Origin of the sequence: Methylocystis echinoides (genome assembly GCF_040687965.1) — a bacterium.
Classification (GTDB): Bacteria; Pseudomonadota; Alphaproteobacteria; order Rhizobiales; family Beijerinckiaceae; genus Methylocystis; species Methylocystis echinoides_A.
Window position 1 is genome coordinate 2,804,813 of sequence record NZ_CP156084.1, and the last position, 18,488, is coordinate 2,823,300.

The 18,488-nt window shown below is 62.3% G+C and carries 17 protein-coding genes; 8 read left to right on the plus strand and 9 right to left on the minus strand.

Annotated elements, in window-relative coordinates:
• Positions 1-24: 24 nt before the first annotated feature.
• A complete protein-coding gene (locus tag RVU70_RS13780; protein ID WP_363347208.1) occupies positions 25-780 on the minus strand; it encodes a response regulator transcription factor in 756 nt (251 codons plus the stop codon).
• A gap of 265 nt (positions 781-1,045) precedes the next feature.
• Between RVU70_RS13780 and lldD the strand changes: the two genes are divergently transcribed.
• Together lldD and RVU70_RS13790 are read left to right on the plus strand one after the other, a co-directional pair.
• Positions 1,046-2,194, plus strand: a complete 1,149-nt coding sequence (gene lldD, locus RVU70_RS13785; protein ID WP_363347210.1) for an FMN-dependent L-lactate dehydrogenase LldD — start codon at positions 1,046-1,048, stop codon at positions 2,192-2,194.
• 91 nt (positions 2,195-2,285) lie between these two features.
• The gene (locus RVU70_RS13790; RefSeq protein ID WP_363347213.1) at positions 2,286-3,929 is read left to right on the plus strand and encodes an adenylate/guanylate cyclase domain-containing protein; all 1,644 of its coding nucleotides are present in this window, start codon (positions 2,286-2,288) and stop codon (positions 3,927-3,929) included.
• Positions 3,930-3,950: 21 nt separating this feature from the next.
• Here the strand turns inward: RVU70_RS13790 and RVU70_RS13795 are convergent, their stop codons facing one another.
• From RVU70_RS13795 to RVU70_RS13805, 3 genes are all read right to left on the minus strand, one after another.
• Entirely contained in the window at positions 3,951-4,961 is a 1,011-nt protein-coding gene (locus RVU70_RS13795) for an MBL fold metallo-hydrolase (protein WP_363347215.1), read from the minus strand.
• 24 nt (positions 4,962-4,985) lie between these two features.
• Complete coding sequence (locus RVU70_RS13800; protein ID WP_363347217.1) at positions 4,986-7,832, minus strand: AMP-binding protein; 2,847 nt, start codon at positions 7,830-7,832, stop codon at positions 4,986-4,988.
• 130 nt (positions 7,833-7,962) lie between these two features.
• Positions 7,963-8,268 carry a c-type cytochrome gene (locus RVU70_RS13805; protein WP_363347219.1) on the minus strand — a complete coding sequence of 102 codons (306 nt, stop codon included), beginning with the start codon at positions 8,266-8,268 and terminating at the stop codon, positions 7,963-7,965.
• A gap of 196 nt (positions 8,269-8,464) precedes the next feature.
• On the opposite strand from RVU70_RS13805, the gene RVU70_RS13810 reads away from it, so the two are divergent.
• The gene (locus tag RVU70_RS13810; protein ID WP_363347221.1) at positions 8,465-9,109 is read left to right on the plus strand and encodes a cytochrome b/b6 domain-containing protein; all 645 of its coding nucleotides are present in this window, start codon (positions 8,465-8,467) and stop codon (positions 9,107-9,109) included.
• A complete protein-coding gene (locus RVU70_RS13815) occupies positions 9,106-9,855 on the plus strand; it encodes a molybdopterin-dependent oxidoreductase (RefSeq protein WP_363347223.1) in 750 nt (249 codons plus the stop codon). The genes RVU70_RS13810 and RVU70_RS13815 overlap by 4 nt, the downstream gene beginning before the upstream one ends.
• Positions 9,856-9,988: 133 nt before the next feature.
• Here the strand turns inward: RVU70_RS13815 and RVU70_RS13820 are convergent, their stop codons facing one another.
• Together RVU70_RS13820 and RVU70_RS13825 are read right to left on the minus strand one after the other, a co-directional pair.
• Entirely contained in the window at positions 9,989-10,441 is a 453-nt protein-coding gene (locus RVU70_RS13820; protein ID WP_363347225.1) for a PAS domain-containing protein, read from the minus strand.
• A 29-nt stretch (positions 10,442-10,470) separates the two neighbouring features.
• Positions 10,471-10,944 carry an SRPBCC family protein gene (locus tag RVU70_RS13825; protein WP_363347227.1) on the minus strand — a complete coding sequence of 158 codons (474 nt, stop codon included), beginning with the start codon at positions 10,942-10,944 and terminating at the stop codon, positions 10,471-10,473.
• Between the two features lie 208 nt (positions 10,945-11,152).
• Between RVU70_RS13825 and RVU70_RS13830 the strand changes: the two genes are divergently transcribed.
• Both RVU70_RS13830 and RVU70_RS13835 read left to right on the plus strand, forming a co-directional pair.
• The gene (locus RVU70_RS13830; protein ID WP_363347230.1) at positions 11,153-11,956 is read left to right on the plus strand and encodes a sterol desaturase family protein; all 804 of its coding nucleotides are present in this window, start codon (positions 11,153-11,155) and stop codon (positions 11,954-11,956) included.
• Positions 11,957-12,203: 247 nt separating this feature from the next.
• The gene (locus tag RVU70_RS13835; protein WP_363347232.1) at positions 12,204-12,695 is read left to right on the plus strand and encodes an ABC transporter permease; all 492 of its coding nucleotides are present in this window, start codon (positions 12,204-12,206) and stop codon (positions 12,693-12,695) included.
• A 308-nt stretch (positions 12,696-13,003) separates the two neighbouring features.
• Here RVU70_RS13835 and RVU70_RS13840 read toward each other — a convergent pair whose 3' ends face one another.
• The 3 genes from RVU70_RS13840 to RVU70_RS13850 all read right to left on the minus strand — a co-directional run bounded on the left by RVU70_RS13840 (position 13,004) and on the right by RVU70_RS13850 (position 16,244).
• Positions 13,004-14,239 (minus strand): glycoside hydrolase, encoded by a 1,236-nt coding sequence (locus RVU70_RS13840; protein WP_363347234.1) that lies wholly within the window; start codon positions 14,237-14,239, stop codon positions 13,004-13,006.
• 47 nt (positions 14,240-14,286) lie between these two features.
• On the minus strand, positions 14,287-15,603 hold the full coding sequence (locus RVU70_RS13845) for a family 1 glycosylhydrolase (protein WP_363347236.1): 1,317 nt from the start codon (positions 15,601-15,603) through the stop codon (positions 14,287-14,289).
• A gap of 299 nt (positions 15,604-15,902) precedes the next feature.
• Positions 15,903-16,244, minus strand: coding sequence for a hypothetical protein (locus RVU70_RS13850; protein ID WP_363347238.1), 342 nt, complete (start codon positions 16,242-16,244; stop codon positions 15,903-15,905).
• A gap of 250 nt (positions 16,245-16,494) precedes the next feature.
• Between RVU70_RS13850 and RVU70_RS13855 the strand changes: the two genes are divergently transcribed.
• Entirely contained in the window at positions 16,495-16,938 is a 444-nt protein-coding gene (locus RVU70_RS13855) for a hypothetical protein (protein ID WP_363347240.1), read from the plus strand.
• A gap of 482 nt (positions 16,939-17,420) precedes the next feature.
• Positions 17,421-18,359 carry a spore coat protein U domain-containing protein gene (locus RVU70_RS13860; protein ID WP_363347242.1) on the plus strand — a complete coding sequence of 313 codons (939 nt, stop codon included), beginning with the start codon at positions 17,421-17,423 and terminating at the stop codon, positions 18,357-18,359.
• The last annotated feature ends 129 nt before the right edge of the window (positions 18,360-18,488 follow it).

The window sequence follows — 18,488 nt, forward strand, 5'->3', positions numbered from 1 at the left end:
AGCTCACGCAAGTATTATCGAGGATTATCGAGCGGGGCCGAGCGCAAAAAAACCAGGCGGGTTTTCCATGTGACCCGTCTTGCTCTGAACGATCGAGCCGAGCGCAATAACCGCCTCGGTTCGGTTGTGCACCCCTAATCTGCGCATGATATTGCGGATGTGCACCTTCACGCTGCTTTCGCTCAAATTGAGTTCATGAGCGATGAGCTTGTTGGACTCGCCTTTCAGCAGTCGCCTGACGACGTCATATTCCCGCGGGGTGAACTCGAACTTTGCGCTCCCGAGCGCCTCCGGCTCGACATCGTCGTCTTCCTCCATGACCAAAGCGGCGGGTATGAATACGCCCCCGACGATGACCAGCTTTATCGCGCGCGCAGCGATTTCGAGGGGGGTGTCGCTCGAGATATAGCCCCTCACCCCACAGCGCAGGCTCTTGGCGATTTGGTCTTTCTTCTCCGTATCAGAGAAGATGACGACGGGAACGCCGGTTTGCCTCCGGCACAGCTCCCGGATGATTTCAAATTGCTCGCTGATCTGGCGCTCGAGTCCGCTCAAGATGATGGCGCATGCAGACGAGCCGAGCGGGTCTTCAGCCCAGGACTTCACGTCCGGATAGGTCAGAACCGGCAGTCTCAGCTTGTTCTGGAGGCAGAGCGCGAGGCATTCCCCAATCAGAGCTCTGTTCTCGACGACGACGAGGGAAGGCGACTGGAAGGCTTTGTCCCGGCATGAACCTGAGAATAAACTTTTTGAAAAAAACTCTTGCGTCTCATCCGTCATATCGACCTCCCCACGCAAGCACTAACACAACCGATTAACCTGTATCTCGATGATCCGCTTTTCAAGTAAGGAGTTAGAAAGGCGTTAACAACTACAACGTGACCATGCGGCGAGACGCATGCTTATTCAGAGCAGGGCAAGCGCTCGGCGTCTTTTGATTTCGATTCCAATGTCTCGCGAGCGCTCGATTGCATAATCACCCAACTCCTAATCGTCGCCAGGCGCAAGTCTTCATCGCGAAGCCGAGTTCTTCACGGAGGCGCGCGTGATCATTTCTTCCGCCTTGGATTATCGCGAGGCCGCCCGCCGGAAAATCCCGCCGTTTCTATTTCACTACATCGACGGCGGCGCGGGGTCGGAGATGACCCTTCGCGCCAATATTTCGGACCTCGCCGCCATCCCGGTCAGACAGCGCGCCCTTCGTGGCGCGGCGGAAATCAGGCTGTCGACCCAATGGTTCGGGCAGCAGTCGGCGCTTCCGCTCATCCTCGGGCCCGTGGGATTGGCCGGCATGTTCGCGCGTCGCGGCGAAGTCCAGTTGGCTCGCGCCGCCACCGCCAGCAAAATTCCCTTTGTTCAATCGACGGTCTCTGTCTGTTCGATTGACGAGGTCGCGGCGACTTGCCCACATTCGTTATGGTTTCAGCTTTATGTCTTGAAAGACCGCGGATTCATGCGCGACGTCCTGGAGCGCGCCCGCGGCGCCGGCGTGACGACTCTCGTCTTCACGGTGGATCTGCCGACGCCGGGGCCCCGCTATCGCGATGCGCATTCGGGCATGTCGGGCCCTTACGCCTCTCTGCGTCGTCTGTTTCAAGCGCTGACGCGGCCGGGCTGGGCCTATGACGTCGGCGTGATGGGGCGGCCGCATGACCTTGGCAATATTTCCGCTTACATGGGACGGCGGATCGGGCTCGAAGACTATATCGGCTGGCTCACCGCCAATATGGATCCGGCGATCAGCTGGCCGGATCTCGAATGGATACGCGATTTTTGGAAGGGCCCGATGATCGTCAAGGGGATACTCGACCCCGAGGACGCGCGGGACGCCTTGCGCTTCGGCGCGGATGGGATCGTCGTTTCGAACCATGGCGGCCGGCAGCTCGACGGGGCCATCTCGACAGCGCGCGCCTTGCCGGAAATCGCCCGAGCGGTCGGCGACGGCGTCGTCTTGTTTGCGGACTCCGGCGTCCGTTCGGGCCTCGACGTTTTGCGCATGCTGGCTTTGGGGGCGAAGGGGGTGCTGCTGGGTCGCGCGGCTGCTTACGCGCTCGCCGCTCGCGGGCGGCCGGGGGTCGAGAACATGTTGTCGATCCTGGCGAACGAGATGCGGGTCTCTATGACGCTGACGGGCGTAGCCTCAATCGGCGAGATCGACGAAAGCATTCTGGCCTTAACGGACATCGGAAAGTGAAAATGCCGGCAACGCGGCGTTCGTAAGGTTTGCCCTAGCCTTGACTGGCTGATAGCCTTCGCTGACCAAGCGAGACGGGAAACCAGCGCTCATGCAGTTACGACATTTCTTCATTGCTTTTTTCGCTGCGGAGATCGCTCTGGCCGGCGCCAATCTCTATATTGGCGTTCTCCTCGAGCATATCCAGGACGGCCTGGAACAGGAGCAGGCGAGTTATTTCCAGACATATAAACTTGCTGATGAGCTTCGCGCATCTTCGGAGTATCTCACGCGCTTCGCACGCAAGTTCACGGTGACCAAGGATGAGTCGCTCGTCAAATATTACCAGCAAATTCTCGACATTCGCGACGGCAAGCTTGCAGCCCCGGCGGGTTACAACAGCGTTTACTGGGACCTCGTCACCGGCAAGCTGATTGCGGAACCGGCGCTGTCGTCGCGCGGCGCGCAGTCGCTCGAAGACCGGCTTTTGCAGACGGGCATCACCGCGCGTGAATTCAACCTCCTCAAGGACGCGAAAATCCGGTCTGACAAGCTGGCGGAGCTGGAGCTTCGGGCGATGCACGCCGCCAAGGGAGAATTCGAGGACGGCGAAGGGAAGTATACGAGAAAAGGCGCCCCCGATCAGGCGACCGCCATCCGCCTCCTGAATGACGAAAATTACAGTAAGGGCAAGGCCGCGATCATGAAGCCGGTCGCGGATTTTCTGGACGCGGTGGACACGCGCCACAAATTGACGCTCGAGACCCTGAATGGGCGGTCGGATCAGCTCGTGCGCGCCAACACCGTCGTTGCTGTTCTATTCGTCCTTTCAATCATCGCCGCCGCGGCCGTTCTCCTTTTCAGATTCCTGCGTCGCGGCGCCAGACTCATGGCTGCGGTCGAAGCGATCGGCGAGGGCGCGCTGACGCGAAAGACAGGCGTGACCGGTTCGGATGAAATCGGGAGGCTCGGCGGCGCCATCGATACGATGGCGGACCGCCTGCATGCGGCTTTCACGCGGCTGGAGGACAAAGTCAGGACGGTCGAGGAAACGTCCTCGGAGTTGCAACAGGAGCGCGACCGATCGGACAAGTTGCTGCGCAATATATTGCCGGCCGTCATCGCCGCGCGCTTGCAAAACGGCGAGGAAATGATTGCGGAGACCTATCCGGAGGTCACGGTGCTGTTCGCCGATATCGTCGGCTTCACCGGTCTCGCCGCAAAGCTCGGTCCCTACGAAACCGTCCGTATGCTCAATGATATTTTCGGGCGCTTCGACGAACTCGTTGAAAGCTACCAGCTGGAAAAAATCAAGACTATTGGCGACTGCTACATGGTCGTCGGCGGCGTGCCCGACCGCACGCCTCTGCATTGCCAGCGTATCGCGCAATTCGCGCTGGAGGCGATCAAGACCGTCGACGCTTATTCGAAGACATTTCCGATGCCGCTGCAAATTCGTATTGGCGTCCACACGGGAACGGTCGTCGCCGGCGTGGTGGGAAAGAGGAAGTTTTCCTACGATCTCTGGGGCGAGGTGGTGAATATGGCGAGCCGCTACCAATCCACGGGTCAGCCGAACAAGATTCACGTTTCCGATGCGGTTCATCTGCGCCTCGCGGACGACTTCGCCTTCGAGGACGCCGGCCATGTGGAGCTCAAAGGGCATGGGGCCGAGCATTCCTGGTTCCTGATCGGGGAAAGGGCGGCCTCGGCCGAGGTCATCGAGCTGCGCAAGAGAAGGGCGATGTCGGACTAATGAGCCGAAAGGGTCTTCTTCTCAGCGTCCGAGAAAGGCAAGCTGCGCCTCTTCCGCTAGGCGTTCTCCCTCGCCGCGATAGCGCGGGGAGTAATGGAAGGTGACGAGTCGTTTGACCCCGGCGAGCCGTGCGATCGTCCCCGCTTGATGCGCGGTCAGGTGACGACGTTGCGCCGCGATGGCGGCGTCGGCTTCAAAAAATGTCGCCTCGATGAAGAGCGTGTCTGCGTCCTTGGCGAGCGCGACGATCTTTTCGACATTTGCTCGAGTGAAGGCGCAGTCGACCACATAGGCGATCTTGCGCCCGGTCGAGACACGCATGATCTCGTTCCTGAGTTGTCCGAGCGGAAGAGTCTTCGGCGTGTCAGCGTCGGGCGCTTGCCAGGAGACTTCAATCGGAAATGCATCCGCGCGGCCGTGTAATACCGCTTCTTTGAAATCGCGTAGCCAGGGGCCGACGGCCAGCCCCGCCGCCTCCAGCTTATTGCGCCAGACGTTAATTTGCGCCCGCTCCTCCAGCGCGAAGGCAAGAACCGGCACGCCATGATCGAGCGTGGTGGCGCGGACCTGTATGCCGGGTTCTTTCAAGAGCAGCCCATCGGCTTCTGCGCGGCGCTCAGCGTGCTGGCGGGAAAAACTCTCGCGCCCTGAGAAAAGGGCGCTCGTCATGTTGCCGACGGCGTCCATCTCGGTGACGCGGAAGCTTACATTGCCGTCATATCCATCCAGGAGATTCCAGGTGTAGGCCTTGAGCTTATGCCCGATCGCCTCGATGGAGCCGGCAGGTCCATAGATGCCGATGACTTTCTCCCGCCCCAATACCCGGCGCAGGAGCTGATCGAAGCCCGCAAAATGATCCATGTGTCGATGGCTGACGAAAACGTCGCTGATGCGCAGAATTTTCCGCGTCGGCAAGCCGGCGATATCGCCGATGTCGAAGAGCAGCGCGCGCCGCTCGAAGGCGAGGTCGACATAAAGGCCCGGATCGTCGAAGCGGTCGTTGACCAGCGTGGGATCGAAATGGCGAGGCATCGAGAGGCGGGCGGGTGAGGGCTTTCAGACTTTGGGTTTGACGAGCTGATCGAGATCCGGCTCGCCGCAATGTTCGAGCACGAAGCGCCGAGCTTCGTCGCGCAATCTGACGACGCACGTGAAGTCCGCGCCGCCGGCATGCAGCGGCGGGCCGATCTTGAGTCCGAGCGCGGACCATCGCGGGAACCATTGTCCGCCTCTCAGCATCGAGCGGGTCCCGCGCAAAGCGCCGGGAACAATGTCGAGATGAGCTTCCGCCGCCGTCTTGAAGGCGCCGAGGTAAAATCCGGTTAGTCCGGCGCGGCGCGTGAAGGTCCCCTCCGGGAAGAAAACGAGATTGCGCCCCTCGCGCGCGGCCGCAAGCAGCGCCTCGACGTCGGCGACGCTCGCCGCAACGTCGAAACGCTCGACGAATTGCACGCCGAGGCGGCGCAGGAACGGTCCGGCGAAAACCTGTCCGGCGAGCTCCTTCTTCGCGACATAGACCGGCTCGCCCGGCAGGAAGGTCGTGAGCAGGATGACGTCCGCATAGCTCGCGTGATTGAAGACGAGCGCGGCGTTCCTTTCGGGGATGTATTCGAGGCCTTCGACTTTCACGGGGACGCGCAGGGCGGCGAGCGTCGCGCCTGCGACTTTTCTGACGAAGGCCCAGCGGCGGCGCAATCCCGGCAGCGTCATCACGCCCAGCCAGGCAGCCGAATAACCGAGGGCGACGGCGGTCCACCACCAGACCGCATAGGCGAGGCTCCAGATCGACGCGAGAACGCGCCGCCACTGTGGGCCGAGCCCCGCCAAGGCGAGCCGCGCCAGCTGGCGCCAGACTGCCTGTCCCGGGGCGCCGAGGCTGCCTTGCTCGTAAAGCGCCTTGGCCGCGCTGCGCCTGATCTTGCCGCTCGAGGTCTTCGGGGCCGAGCGGGGCGGGACGAGCGCGATCTCATCCGCCAACGCGCCGCTGACTTCGCTGACGACCTGATGGGCGCGCGCGACGAGCTTTTCACGCGCCGCCGGGTCAGTCTCGGCAGTTTCGGCGACGACCACGACGCGCTCGGTGGCCGAGCGCGGATCGAGCGTGCCGAAGACCGCGACGCAGCCCTTGCGAATGCCGGGGATGAGGCCGACGGCCTCCTCGATCTCCTGCGGATAGAGGTGGCGTCCGGCGCGAATGATAATGTCCTTTATCCGGCCGGTGATGAAAATGTCGCCGTTGGCCATGTAGGCGCGGTCGCCGCTGTCGAGCCAGCCGTTGTGAATAAGCTCGCGTGTCTTCGCTTCGTTACGGAAATAGCCGGCGGTCGCGGAGGGGCCGCGAAACTCCAGCCGCCCTTCGCGGCGTTCGGCGAGTTCGCGGCCATTGGCGTCGACGATACGGATTTCGTGCCGGGGCAGGGGCTGTCCGCTGGCGACGAATTCCATGGCCCTCGCGTCATTGGCGCGGGCGCGCTGCGCCAGGCCCTTGAGCGTCAAGGCCTCCCGATCGACGCGATCGATCACGGGCGCCCTGCCGGGCGGCGGGAAGGCGAGACCCACGGCGTTTTCGGCAAGGCCATACACCGGGGCCATCGCCTCGGGCCTGAAGCCATATCGGCCGAATTTCTCGATGAAGCGGCGCAGCGTATAGACGCTTACCGGCTCCGCGCCATTGGCGACCATGCGCAGCGACGCAAGGTCCAGCCCTTCGAGGCTCGCCGCGTCGATCTTGTTGACGCAGAGTTCGAAGCCGAAATTCGGCGCGGCGCTCAGCGTCGCGCGGAAGCGGTGGATGGCCCACAGCCAATTTGCCGGGCGTGTGAGGAAACTCACCGGCGACATCACGTAAAGCGGGGCGGCGAAATACAGGCTGCCCAGCCAGGCGCCGATGAGGCCCATGTCGTGATAAAGCGGCAGCCAGCTCACGAAGACGTCGGAAGAGCTGGCGTTGATCGCTTCTCCCATGGCGCGCACATTGGCGAGGAGATTGGCGTGGGTCAACACGACGCCCTTGGGGTCGCCGGTGCTCCCCGAGGTGTATTGGATCAATGCGGTCTGCGACGCGTCGCGAACGCCCGACGGGGCGACGTCCGTCTTCGACTGCAGGGTCGCCACGCTTTCCACGGACTCGAGCGTCTCGACCTGGGCCCGCAGCAGCGCAGCGAGCGCAAGACCTTCCGGCATGGTGACCAGTATCCGCGCGCCGGCGTTTCGCAGGATCCCGGCCTGGCGGCGCAGATGGTCCTCGATCTGGGCGAGCCGCAAAGGCGGATAGATCGGCACGGGGGCGGCGCCGGTATAAAGAATTCCAAAAAAGACGGCGAAAAATTCAAGTCCGGTCGGCAACATGATCGCAACCCTGTCGCCAGGCGCGACGTCGCGCGCAATGAGTCCGGCCGCGACGCCGCGGGCGCGCTCCGCCAGCTCCCCATAGGTGAGGGCGCCGATCTCCGTGCGGTCGTCTTCCAGCGCCGTCAGATGAAGCCTGTCCGGGTGACGCGCGACATGCCACTCGAGGGTCTCGACCAGAGTTTGCGCGTCGCCGGGCGCCTGAGCCGGCGGCAGCGGCTGCGCCGTCGGGGCGCGGTAGCGCACGCCTGTGTCGCGAGGGCGCGCATGTTCGATCGCGGCAAGGAGATCGCCGACAGTTTCAGCTTGGCTGACGCGGTCCAGCGGCAGACGCAGGTGGAACGTCCGTTCGATGCGGGCGGTCAGCTCGGTGCGCGCCAGACTGTCGACGCCAAGATCCTGTTCGAGGCGGCTGGCAAGAGAAATGTCGACCGCCTGACCCTGGCTCGGCCGCAAGTCGCGCAACAGCGCCTGCACCAGCGCGACAAGGGCGCCTGCGCTCGAGGCGCCCTCCTGCGGCTTCTCAGGCCCGTGATCTCTCGCCTTATCATCCATGTGACGCTCGGCTCCGGGCCTGTCTTGAACGGGCAGGCCGACGCCGCCGAAAAAGCTGCGCCCTTTCTATTTAATTCAACATCGGGCCGCAGACAGCCGGGGAGGCGGCGCATGCCCGGACGGCGAGGCTTTAACGCTTTACGCGGGAATAATAGCGGGCGAGCGCTTTCATCTCCTGGTCCGATAGTTTCTGGCCCATCATCAGCATTGTTTCGTGCCGTCGCTTGCCGGTCTCGAAGGCCTGGAGCTGACGAAACAGATATGCTTCGCTTTTGCCGGCGATCGTCGGCGTCTGATCCGGGACGACCGAAACGCCGTCGACGCCGTGGCAGGTGTCGCACTCCATCCGCAGCCCGGCGAGGCTTTCGTTGTCGCCGGCGAAGGCCGGGGACATGGCGATCGGGACCAGGACGGATAGGCGCGCGAGACGTTTCATTTTAGGCCGCTGTCAAGGCTGGCGCTGCAGTCGCGCCGATTCAAATTTCAACACAGTCACGGGCGGTCCGACGCGCTATTGCAACGCAGCATCGCCTTTGCCGGCCATCGTATCCTGGCGAAATTCACGGCCATTTTGGCCGAAGAACTGCGCCGGCACGGTAGCGCTTCTGGTAAATATTCTCAAGAGGAGCGCGATGTTGCGGAAGGCGTCAACAAGGAGAGGGAAGCTCGTTCATCCGCTCTTCGTGCGCGTGACGCATTGGATCAACGCCTTTGCCGCGATCGCCATGCTGATGAGCGGCTTGCGGATTTACAACGCGGCCCCGCTGTATGAGGTGCGCTTTCCAGGCGAATTGACGCTCGGGGGCTGGCTGGCCGGCGCGCTCGCATGGCATTTCGCTGCGATGTGGCTCTTGCTTCTCAACGGGTTCGCCTATCTTGGCTATGGGGTCTTTTCTGGCCACTTCCTGCGCAGAATCCTCGACGTCCGGCCCATCGCCGCGTACCGCAACGTCAAACTGGAGATGAAACATCTTCTGCTCCATGGAACCGGCGACTACAATATCGTGCAGCGCGTTCTCTATGTCCTCGCGATCGGCGACATGTTACTGCTTTTCTTCTCGGGGCTGGCCCTTTGGAAGCCGGTTCAGTTGCACGAACTGACTAAACTCCTCGGCGGCTATGATCAGGCGCGCCATATCCATTTTGCCGGCATGGCGATCCTCGCGTCGTTCATCGTGATCCACGGCGGCGTCGCTCTTGCCGTGAAGGGGACGATCGCATCCATGGTGACGGGACGCTTAACCAAGGCGTATGCAAAGGAGCGGCAGAGCCGATGAAAACCCGAAAAGCTCTTGGCGGCGCGTCGCTCACTGACTTCAAGCCCCAGCTGGAGCGCATGGAGCGCCGGCTCTTTCTCAAGCAGGGTCTCTCGCTCGGCGCCCTGACGCTTTTGTCGGGGTGCACCTTGAAGGATGACGATGCGGTCGATCGGCTGCTGTGGGCGATGTCCAGATGGAACGATCGCGTCCAGGCCGCCTTGTTCAATCCCGACAAGCTCGCCCCGAGCTATTCCGAAGCCGACGTCGTAACGCCATTTCCGTTCAACGCCTATTATGAGGAGGCGCTCGCGCCCGTCGTCGACGGGACGACTTACAGATTGCATCTTTCCGGGCTCGTCGAGGATAAGCGCGGCTGGACGCTTCAGGAGCTTCGCGCGCTGCCCCAGACCACGCAGATCACCCGCCTCGTTTGCGTCGAGGGCTGGAGTGCGGTTGGCAAATGGACCGGCGCGCCGTTCAGGACGTTTCTGGAGCGCATCGGCGCTGACCTCACCGCGAAATATGTGGGCTTTCAGTGCGCCGATAAATATTGGACGAGCATCGATATGCCCACGGCGCTCCACCCGCAGACCCTCCTCGTGCTGGATTTCCCCGAGACGAAATACGGCTATCCGGTCAGAATTCGCATGCCGACGAAACTCGGCTTCAAGAATCCGAAGTTCGTGACCGAGATCTTCGTCACAAACGATAATCCGGGCGGTTATTGGGAAAAGCAGGGTTACAACTGGTTTAGCGGCACGTAGCTTGGAGGCCGCGCCGGGCGTCGCCGCGCAGCGCATGCAAAGTTGACCCGAGTCTCGAAGATCGCTGCAGCCGGCTTTTCAGAACCCCGCTGCATTGGAATGCGCGACCGGCTCGGCCTGATGAGACCGGCGTTTACACGCCCGAGAGCGTGAGTTTCTCGTTCAAGGTCTTGATCTCTTCCTGCGCTTTGACCTGGTCGGTAATGTCATATTGCACCCCCAGGAAATAGACGACATTGCCGCGCTCATCGAAGAGCGGCTTGACGACCAGTCGATTGTGGAAGAGCGCGCCATCTTTCCGATAATTGCGGAGCGTCACTTCGACCGGCTCGCCTTTCTTGATCGCCGCGCGCAGGCGATCGAGCTCAGCCTGGTCTCGATCGGTCCCCTGCAGAAACCTGCAGTTGCGGCCGATGATCTCATCCTGCGGATAGCCGCAGATGTTTTCGAACGCCTTGTTGGCGTAGACGATGGGGGAGTCCTCCAGGTCCGGATCGCTGAGCGTAACGCCGTTGACGCAAGAGTCTAATATCTGCGTGAGCACATGCGGGATGACCCCCTTGTCTTTTTGCACGATGAACATCATTTCCCCTTTCCGCTTTTTGTGTCGCCTTCTTAGGACGGAGCGCCGTCCTCGAGCAGGCGTTTGATGTTTTCGACGGTTTGCTCGGCTCCTTCCTGTAAAGCGGTACGAATGAGTTTCTGAAAGGGCCGCATCACGAGATCCAGTTCTTTCAGCTCGAAAGTGAAGACGATGCGCGTCGTTCCTTCGCCTTCCGGCTGGAACTCGTAAGACGATCGGAAAGGCTCCGAGAGCCCTTCGATTTCAAGCACGCTGGCGGGAGAGAAGGTGGCGATCTGAAATGTCGATTCACTGTCGATGCCTCGGTCCCTTGTCACCTGCCGCCCTTTCGTTCCCGCATGGACGGGCGGCGGCGAGAGTTCCTCGAGTTCGACGACCTGAGGACACCACTTCGGATAGTTCTCGAAAAACGCGTCGCCAATAAAAGAGTATGCCCTCCTGACGGGGCATTCGACGATCTCCTCCGATCGACCGGCGACCGGTTTTGACGCCCCGATCCCGAGCATATCACCCCTCCTGACGATCTTGATCGCCGCAAACTATGATCTCATATAGTTCATCGATGCATGGTCGTGACCGATCAATCCTGGCCAATCTCCGGACGGTTTGCGAACGAAGCCGCAGCGGTCCGGGGCGGTGTGAAAACCCCTGATTGTGAAAACCCATGATCATGCGATCGCCATCCGGGACGGTCTTGCGAATTTGGAGTGGGCAATGAGCGCGTCGGGGATCGAAGGCTACCTTTTTGGAGTCGCCGGGCTGCTGTTCGCCACCCTTCTCGTCCTGGAGAAGAAGTTTCCTTACGTGAAGGTTCCAAAACATGAGTTGAAGAAGTCTTTTGCGACGAACACGGGCGCGTTCCTGGCCAATAATTTGATTATGAGCGCATTCTCTATTTCCAGTCTGCTGCTCGTCGCCTCCAATTACGCCCATTATGGCCTATTGGGGAAAATGCAGGACGGACCCGCGAAGTGGATTTTGAGTTTCGTCCTGTTCGATTTCGCGGTCTACGTGTGGCACTACCTCGGCCATAAGTCCGAGTTTTTGTGGCGTTTCCACAAAATCCATCACAGCGACAAGAGCTACCACGTCACCACGGGACTGAGGTTTCACGTTTTGGACCAGTTTCTCGAAGTGCTGGTCAAATGCGCCTGCGTGGTGTTGTTCGGGGTCCCCGCCAGCATCGTGGTCGTCTGCGAGATCGTGCGGATGTTTTTTGTGCTGTTCCATCACGGGAATTTCACTTTCCCCGGCGAGCGGCTGCTGTCGTACGTCATCATCACGCCGCAACTGCACCGCGCCCATCATTCGACGCTTCGGGCGGAGCACGACAGTAATTACGGCATCGTCCTCTCGGTCTGGGATATGATCTTCGGGACGAGGAAGGACCTCACGCCAGCCTCCATCGGCTTGGAGCTGATCGAGGCGGAGAATCTCGTCCAATTGTTCAGCCTCGCCTTTCTCACGGAGCGGCGGCTGGCGCGGCTCCTGCACCTCGTGCCGCGCCGGCGGAACTAGGCTCCCTTTGGCCGCGATTCGCGGACGCCCTGACGCAACCTTGTTACGCCAGAGGTGAACCGCCGCGGGCGGATTTATCCACAATGTGCGCAACTGAATGATCTTATAGGCCTTTGCCGCGCAGACCAGCGGCCGAGGCAACGCTAACCTCGCGTCCGGGTTGAGATTTTTCCGCTTTTCTTGCCAAATGCTTAAAGTTTCGAGTCTCGTAACAGAATCTGATTTTTGCAGAAACCCGGGGGGAGTCGTGGGCACGCTGGACCTCGACCAAGTCGTCAACAGGTTGGTTCAAAAGGATCATTCAAGTCCCCGGCCGCTGCCGGGGTCGAAGCGCCGGCTCGGTCAGAGCGAGGAGGGCGCGACCTCCGTGTTGGAGTTGGTCTCAGAGGCGGCGGCGTCGATACGGCAACGGGAACAACAGGCGACGAACGCCGTGGCGCGCGCCCACAATGCGGCGAAAGCCGTGAAGCAGCAGCTGCAAAGCGCCGAGGCCCGCGCTGAACGCGCGGAAGCGGTCCTCCGCCAGGCCGAAAACGAACTCGCCGAGCTGACGGCGAGAGTCGCCCAGGCTCACAAGGACATCGAGCTCCTGCAGTCCTACATCGGCGCCAAAGAGGCCGAACTCGCCGCAACGGAGAATCGCGCCGTCAACGCAGAACAGCGCGGGACCGACTCCGAGGGGTCCATTCAGAGAATCGTCGAGGCTATTCGCCGCGAATTTTCTGTCAGCGGCGGCTAAAGGGCCCCTTCGGGGAAGATGGCGATTAATGCGCGCAGAATGGCGGCGTTTGCGGGACAGAGCCGTGGGAGCCGCGTGTAGTTTTTCGACAGTCGGTTCCCCTTCCAACTTGCCCGGGTCCCTTAGGACTCGGGCTTATTTTCGACCGCGAGAGCCATTGGCGAAAACAGTCCGTGGAAGGGCGGGAAAGTGGGTTCCGTCAACGGCGCGCTTCCTATAGCCAAGATGAAGGTTGTCTTGCCGACGACACGAGACGACCAACTTCAAACCCGGCCTCGAGCCGGGTTTGTTTTTCGCGCCGTCACGGCCTAGCGCCGACGCGACGCGTTTCGCATAGCGGCCCGCGGCGTTTCGCTGGCGCTCAGCCGAATTGGCGCAGCCTTCACGAGTCTCGACAGCGCTCTCCGGTGGAGCGCCTCCACCTTCTCGGCCGAACGAAGCGCGTCGAGCATCGGCGTGCAGACGAGACGGCCGGCGGAAGGGTCCCGATGGCACAGAGGGTCCCACAAGCCCATTGGGGTCCAGATGTCGCGGTCGTGCCACTCTGGCATGCCGAGGATCGGATAGAGGCAGACGCCCCTGAGGGGTTCGCCCTCGCTGAGCAACGCCTCCGCCATCCCCACGACTTCGCGAAGCCATGGCCCGCGGTTGTGGCCAATGTGGCTCGTCTCGGTAATCATCGCCTCCCGTCCATAGCGTTTGCAGACGGACCGGACGAGGTCGGCCAGCGGCGCGCGGCGCGCGTCGTCGTCGGCGAGCGGGGGAATAACGCCATGGCCGTTCGGGCGACCGTTGAGCTCCCACTGATTGGTCCAGTAGTAATTGATCCCGACGATATCGAGATGGTCTGGACTTCCGCCGAGTTCCGGCAGCAGACGGCCGGACAGCATGTCCCACGACTGAAAAACCAGCCGTTCGTTGAAATCCCGGGCCTCCTCCGCAAGATCGGGCCTATCGCGAGGCGCGACGACGCGGCACAACGGATCGACGTTGACGAAGCGCGCGCGCGGGCAGGCGGCGCGGATGGCGTCGATCCCGGCGATGGCCGCGCGCGCGAGCGCGACCTTGAGCTCCCAGCCGCGCCCCGTGGCGTGAGGAGCGAAAAGCCCTTTTTCGCCTGCAGCGTAGGACATGAAGGAAGGCTCATTGACGGGCGTGAAGAAAAACGGCCCTTCCGAGCGGGACATGATGAAGCGCGCCACGGCGTGGCAGTAGTCCGCGAAACGGGTCGGAAAGCCCCTCGACCAGAGATCCACGTCTCTGGGAAACCCGTAGTGGAACAGGTCCCAGATGACATCGACGCGGTGGCGCTTCGCCGCCTCGATGAAGGGGGTCACAGTCGAAAAGTCATGCCGGCCTCTCTGGTCGACGAGCGGCCAGCGTATCGTTTCGCGCGCGGCGTGCAGGCCGAGACCCGCAATCTCACGATAGTCCTGGTCGAGCGTCCTGTCGTGGCCGGTCGCCGCAACCTGGTCGAACCATTCCCCGTGTCGGTTATAGCCGGTCGAGCCTTCGAAGCCGGCAAAAAAGAAACTGCGAAACATGCCTGTTCCTCTCGCATCGTCTGAAGGGCGAAAAAAGAAAGCGTCGTCTATCCCGCGCGCATCGGGCTGCGGGGAGCGCCGCTCGCCGCCAGCGGACCGACCGACTGAGACCCGCCGCGAACCAGATCGCGATAGGCGCCGACCAGCGGCGTCTCCAGGCGGGCAAGCTGTCCGTTCGGATCAGGGTCGAGGTCCCACAGGCCCATTTGCAGCAGATGATCGTGCAGCGGGCGGCGACCCTGGCGATAGGCCCATGTCACCAGCGCAAACATCGGCCACCAAGTGTAACCCAGCATCGGCACGCCGTCGACGCGCAAGCGTCTCACGGCGGCGACCGACTGGCGCAACCAGTCCAACCGTCGCGCCGCCGAGCCTTTGTCGGCGGTCTCGGAAACCATCAGCGGCGCGCCATAGCGGTCGAAATACATGCGCCCGATCTTTTCGACCAGATCGCCCGACGCGTGCGGCATTCTGATCCGCAGACGTCCCGCGGCGTCGCGCAAAAGTCTCTTGCTCGTGAAGATCGGATAGAGATTGACGCCGATGATGGGCAGGTCCAGCGGCTGGTCGAGGAAGTTCTCGAGAACGTCTTCATCTGCGCCTTCGCTGATGAGCCAGTCCCAAAGCGCATGGTTCCGGTCGACGCGACCGCTGATCAGGTCCAGCGCGAGAAAGACGATTTCCTGGCGGCGGCGCGCCTCCGCCACGAGCGTCGGATCGTCCGTGTCGAACATATCAGTTGCATCGACGTGGAACGGAACGATTTCCGCATCCACCTGTTGCAGCGCGCGCACGGTCTCGACAATGCCCTGGCAGATGGCGATCATAAGCGCGACGAAGCCGCGCCAGCTTCTCTCATAGGGCGGCCACCAGCCGAGCCGTCCGCAATACCAGGCGGTGATGCGCGGTTCGTTGAGCGGCGTATACCATCGCACGCGTCCGCGAAATCGCTCCGCCAGCCGCGCCGCATATTCGGCGACGTAATAGGGGTAATCGGGGTTGAGGAAGGCGCGCTCGATCCACGGCGGCAGCCCGTAATGCACGAGGTCGACGATGGGGTCGATCTTCAGCGCGAGCATGCGCTCCAGCGCGGCGTCGACAAAGCCCCAGGCCCAGACGTTCGGCGCAGGCTGCACGCGATGCCAGGGCACGCCATAGCGCGCGCAGGGCGTCCCCAGCTGGGCGATGAGCGCCAGGTCCTCGCGCCACCGATCGTAGTGTCCCGTCAGTTCATATTCGTCGAGTGTGCGGCCGGTTCGCGGATGCGGCGCCGTGATGAAGGTGTCCTCGATGCCGACGGCCCACAGAAAGGCGTCGGGCGCCGCCAGCCGCCCAAGGTCCGAGGCGGAGGGGAGGGCGCTCACGGGCCACGCGCGCGGGACCTGGCGGGCGGGGAGTGGCCAGGCATCGGGAGCCGTCTTTTCGCACTCATCCGCAAGGGCGCCTCCGTCTCTGCAGGACGGGATCAAAACATCGAGCAGAGATAACCCTGATGAGCGGGCGCGGTTCCTCTCGAGCCTGTCTCGCCGTCGAGCTCTCGCCGGCGCTTGGACCTCTCGAAGCCCGAACGCTCGCTCGCGCGCCGGCCTTCCGAGTGCGCTGGCTTATGCCTTTGCCTCGCAGAAGCGAAGCGCCCCGCGATTGAGCGGGGCGCTTGCGGTCGTCAGTGCTGCTTCGCGGGCTTCTTTGCATGGGGCGCGTGATGCGCCGGGGCAGGCTTCGGCGCAGCGGACGCGGGGGCCGTTTCAGCGGCCTTTTCAGGCGCGGGACTGGCGGCCGGCGCCGCGGCGGGCGCAGGCTCCGGCGCGGAGGCGGCCGGCGGAGCGGCTTCGGCGGCCGGCGTCGCTTCTGGAACGGCGGTGGACGCCGGGGTTGTGGCGGGCGCTTCGGAAGAGGTCGGCGCGTTGCCGGCGCTGTCCACGGATTCAGGTTTCCGGAGCCAGCCGGCGTATACAGCGTAAGCAACGGCGCCGAGTACGACGGCGGCGATCAGAACGCGCTTCATGGGTAATCCTTTCGACGACAGGAAGGCAAACACGGGTTTGCTGTGATTCCCTGCGTTTGGCAATCTGCTAATCGCCGTATCGAAAGCATTCCCGTCGGGCTGAGATGGACATAGACGAGATCTTGAGCGCGCCAGCCCTTTCTTCTTCTATGGCTGAGCCTGATGAAGGCTTCACGCAGCGCTGATTTTCGCGACGGGGCCGGTCTTTTGTTCTATAAACTTGAGTCCCCACGAGCCCCCTGAGCAAAGCATGCTGTTTTACATCGGTCTGTTTTTGTCGGTGATTTTTGCAATCGACGTCTTCGCCGAGATGTTCGGCTACGGTCCACAGGCCTACATCGGCGCTCCGTTCGGCGTGGCGGCCTTTCTCCTCCTTTGGAGATTTCGCAGCCCGCAAACCACAGTCGCTTCCGAGCCGGAGGAAGCTCGGGACGAACCGGAGGCTGCGCCGCAAGCTTCGACGCCACAGCGAGTTCCCCCGGAGATTTTGGAAAAATGGGCGCGGCGGCATCGGCAGAGTCTCTCCAGGAGCGCGGCCTCGTCTGCGTCAGCGAGCGTGCAATCGTTATCTTCCGCCACGCCGGACCAGGACGTCGAGAAGAAGCATCGCAGGCGGCGCGGCAGCCAAAAGCGACCCGAACCGCCCAGCATTCTGGAGCGACTGAAAAAGGTTGCTCGAAGCCTGGATTCCTGACGCGCGGCCAATTTCGCCCTGCGCGACAGGGCCGCCTTAAGTCCTCGCTCGCGCTCAAGCCTCCCTGTGACGACCCGTGCGTTCACACACATCGCCTTCGGCCTCTCGCCGGTATCTTTTTCACCAGTAACGGGGAGGGAGCGATGAAAAACTTCGACGATGAAGCGACTGTGGCGACCGTGATGGCCGTCGCGATGATGGGCGTTTGCTGGGCGGTTCTGATCGCTCCGCTTGCGGGCTGAGAGCGTTCCTGCCGAGCGATTGGAGCCAGTCAAAAGCAGAGCTCCGGCGGCCGCGCTTCCCTCCGAAAATTTGTCGCTTGAATTACACGGTCTAAGCTTTAGCTTAGGCTGTCCCGTTGCGCCTTCGCAGCGGTGACGAGGGGCGGCCGAGGAGCACATTTGTCATTTAGGCGCCGGCGAAAAGGCTCGGCCCTCCGCCGAGGCGACAGTGGTCGCGACAGTCGGCGAGGCCCGGTTCCTTTGCTTGCCGCATTTCTCGCGCTGGCCGCTTCGTTTCCTGACGTGGCGCGCGCCGGCGCCTTCTGCTCCTTCTCTCCACGCCCGATAACCCTTTCGTTTGGGAGGCTGGGGGTTTCAAATCTGCAGGGCGCCACGACGACGGGTCGGTTCAGCGAATCCTGCCTGCCCGGACTGCAGACCGATCAGATCGGGGTGTGCGCCAGGTTCGGAAAAAGCGCGGCCGGCGGCGGCGAGTTCAACAGGGCGATGAATGACGGCGCCGGAAACTCGATCGCCTATGGTCTCTATCATGATCCGCAGATGACCGTCCCCTGGCTCGGGGAGTCCGAAACGGTGTTTCTGTCGACGCCATACGACACGAACAGCGGCGCCAGCGTGCAGGGAACGGTCTATGCGAAAATCCTTTCCGCAACCGCCGGCCTGCCGGCGGGGACCTACACGGACGATATCTCCGGAGCGGCGATCGTCGCCGACAGCGGTTACGACGGCGTCTCCAATGCGTGCCTGAGTGGTCTGCTGTCCAGCGATGCGCCGTTGCTTACCGTCGCAGTGACGCTGCAGGCCTCCTGCACGATCAGCGCGAGCAACATGGTCTTTGCCAGCGCCGCGTCTCCCGCTGCGTCGGCGCAAGCCACGTCGAGGCTCGCCGTCGTCTGCACGAAGGATACGCCCTATGAGGTCGGCCTCTCGGCCGGCATGGGCGCCGGCGCGACGGCGACCGCGCGAAAGATGACCGGACCGGAAGGCAGAACGATCGGATACAATCTCTATCGCGACCCCGCCCATGCGCTGCCGTGGGGCGACGCCGCCGGCTTCAAACTGTCGGGCGTCGGCGCCGGCGGGGCGCAGACGTTGACCGTCTATGGTCTGGCGCCTGCGCAGGCGATGGGCGCGCCCGGCCTCTACACGGATACGATCATCGTCACTTTGACCTATTGAGCCGCGCGGCGTCCCAGGACGACGTCGGCCACGTTGATCTTGGAGCGGATGTCAAGCTCTGCGCAAGCTGAGTTGTATAAACTGGGCGACACAACTTATTTCTTGGTTAACAACATTTTAATACTTGAA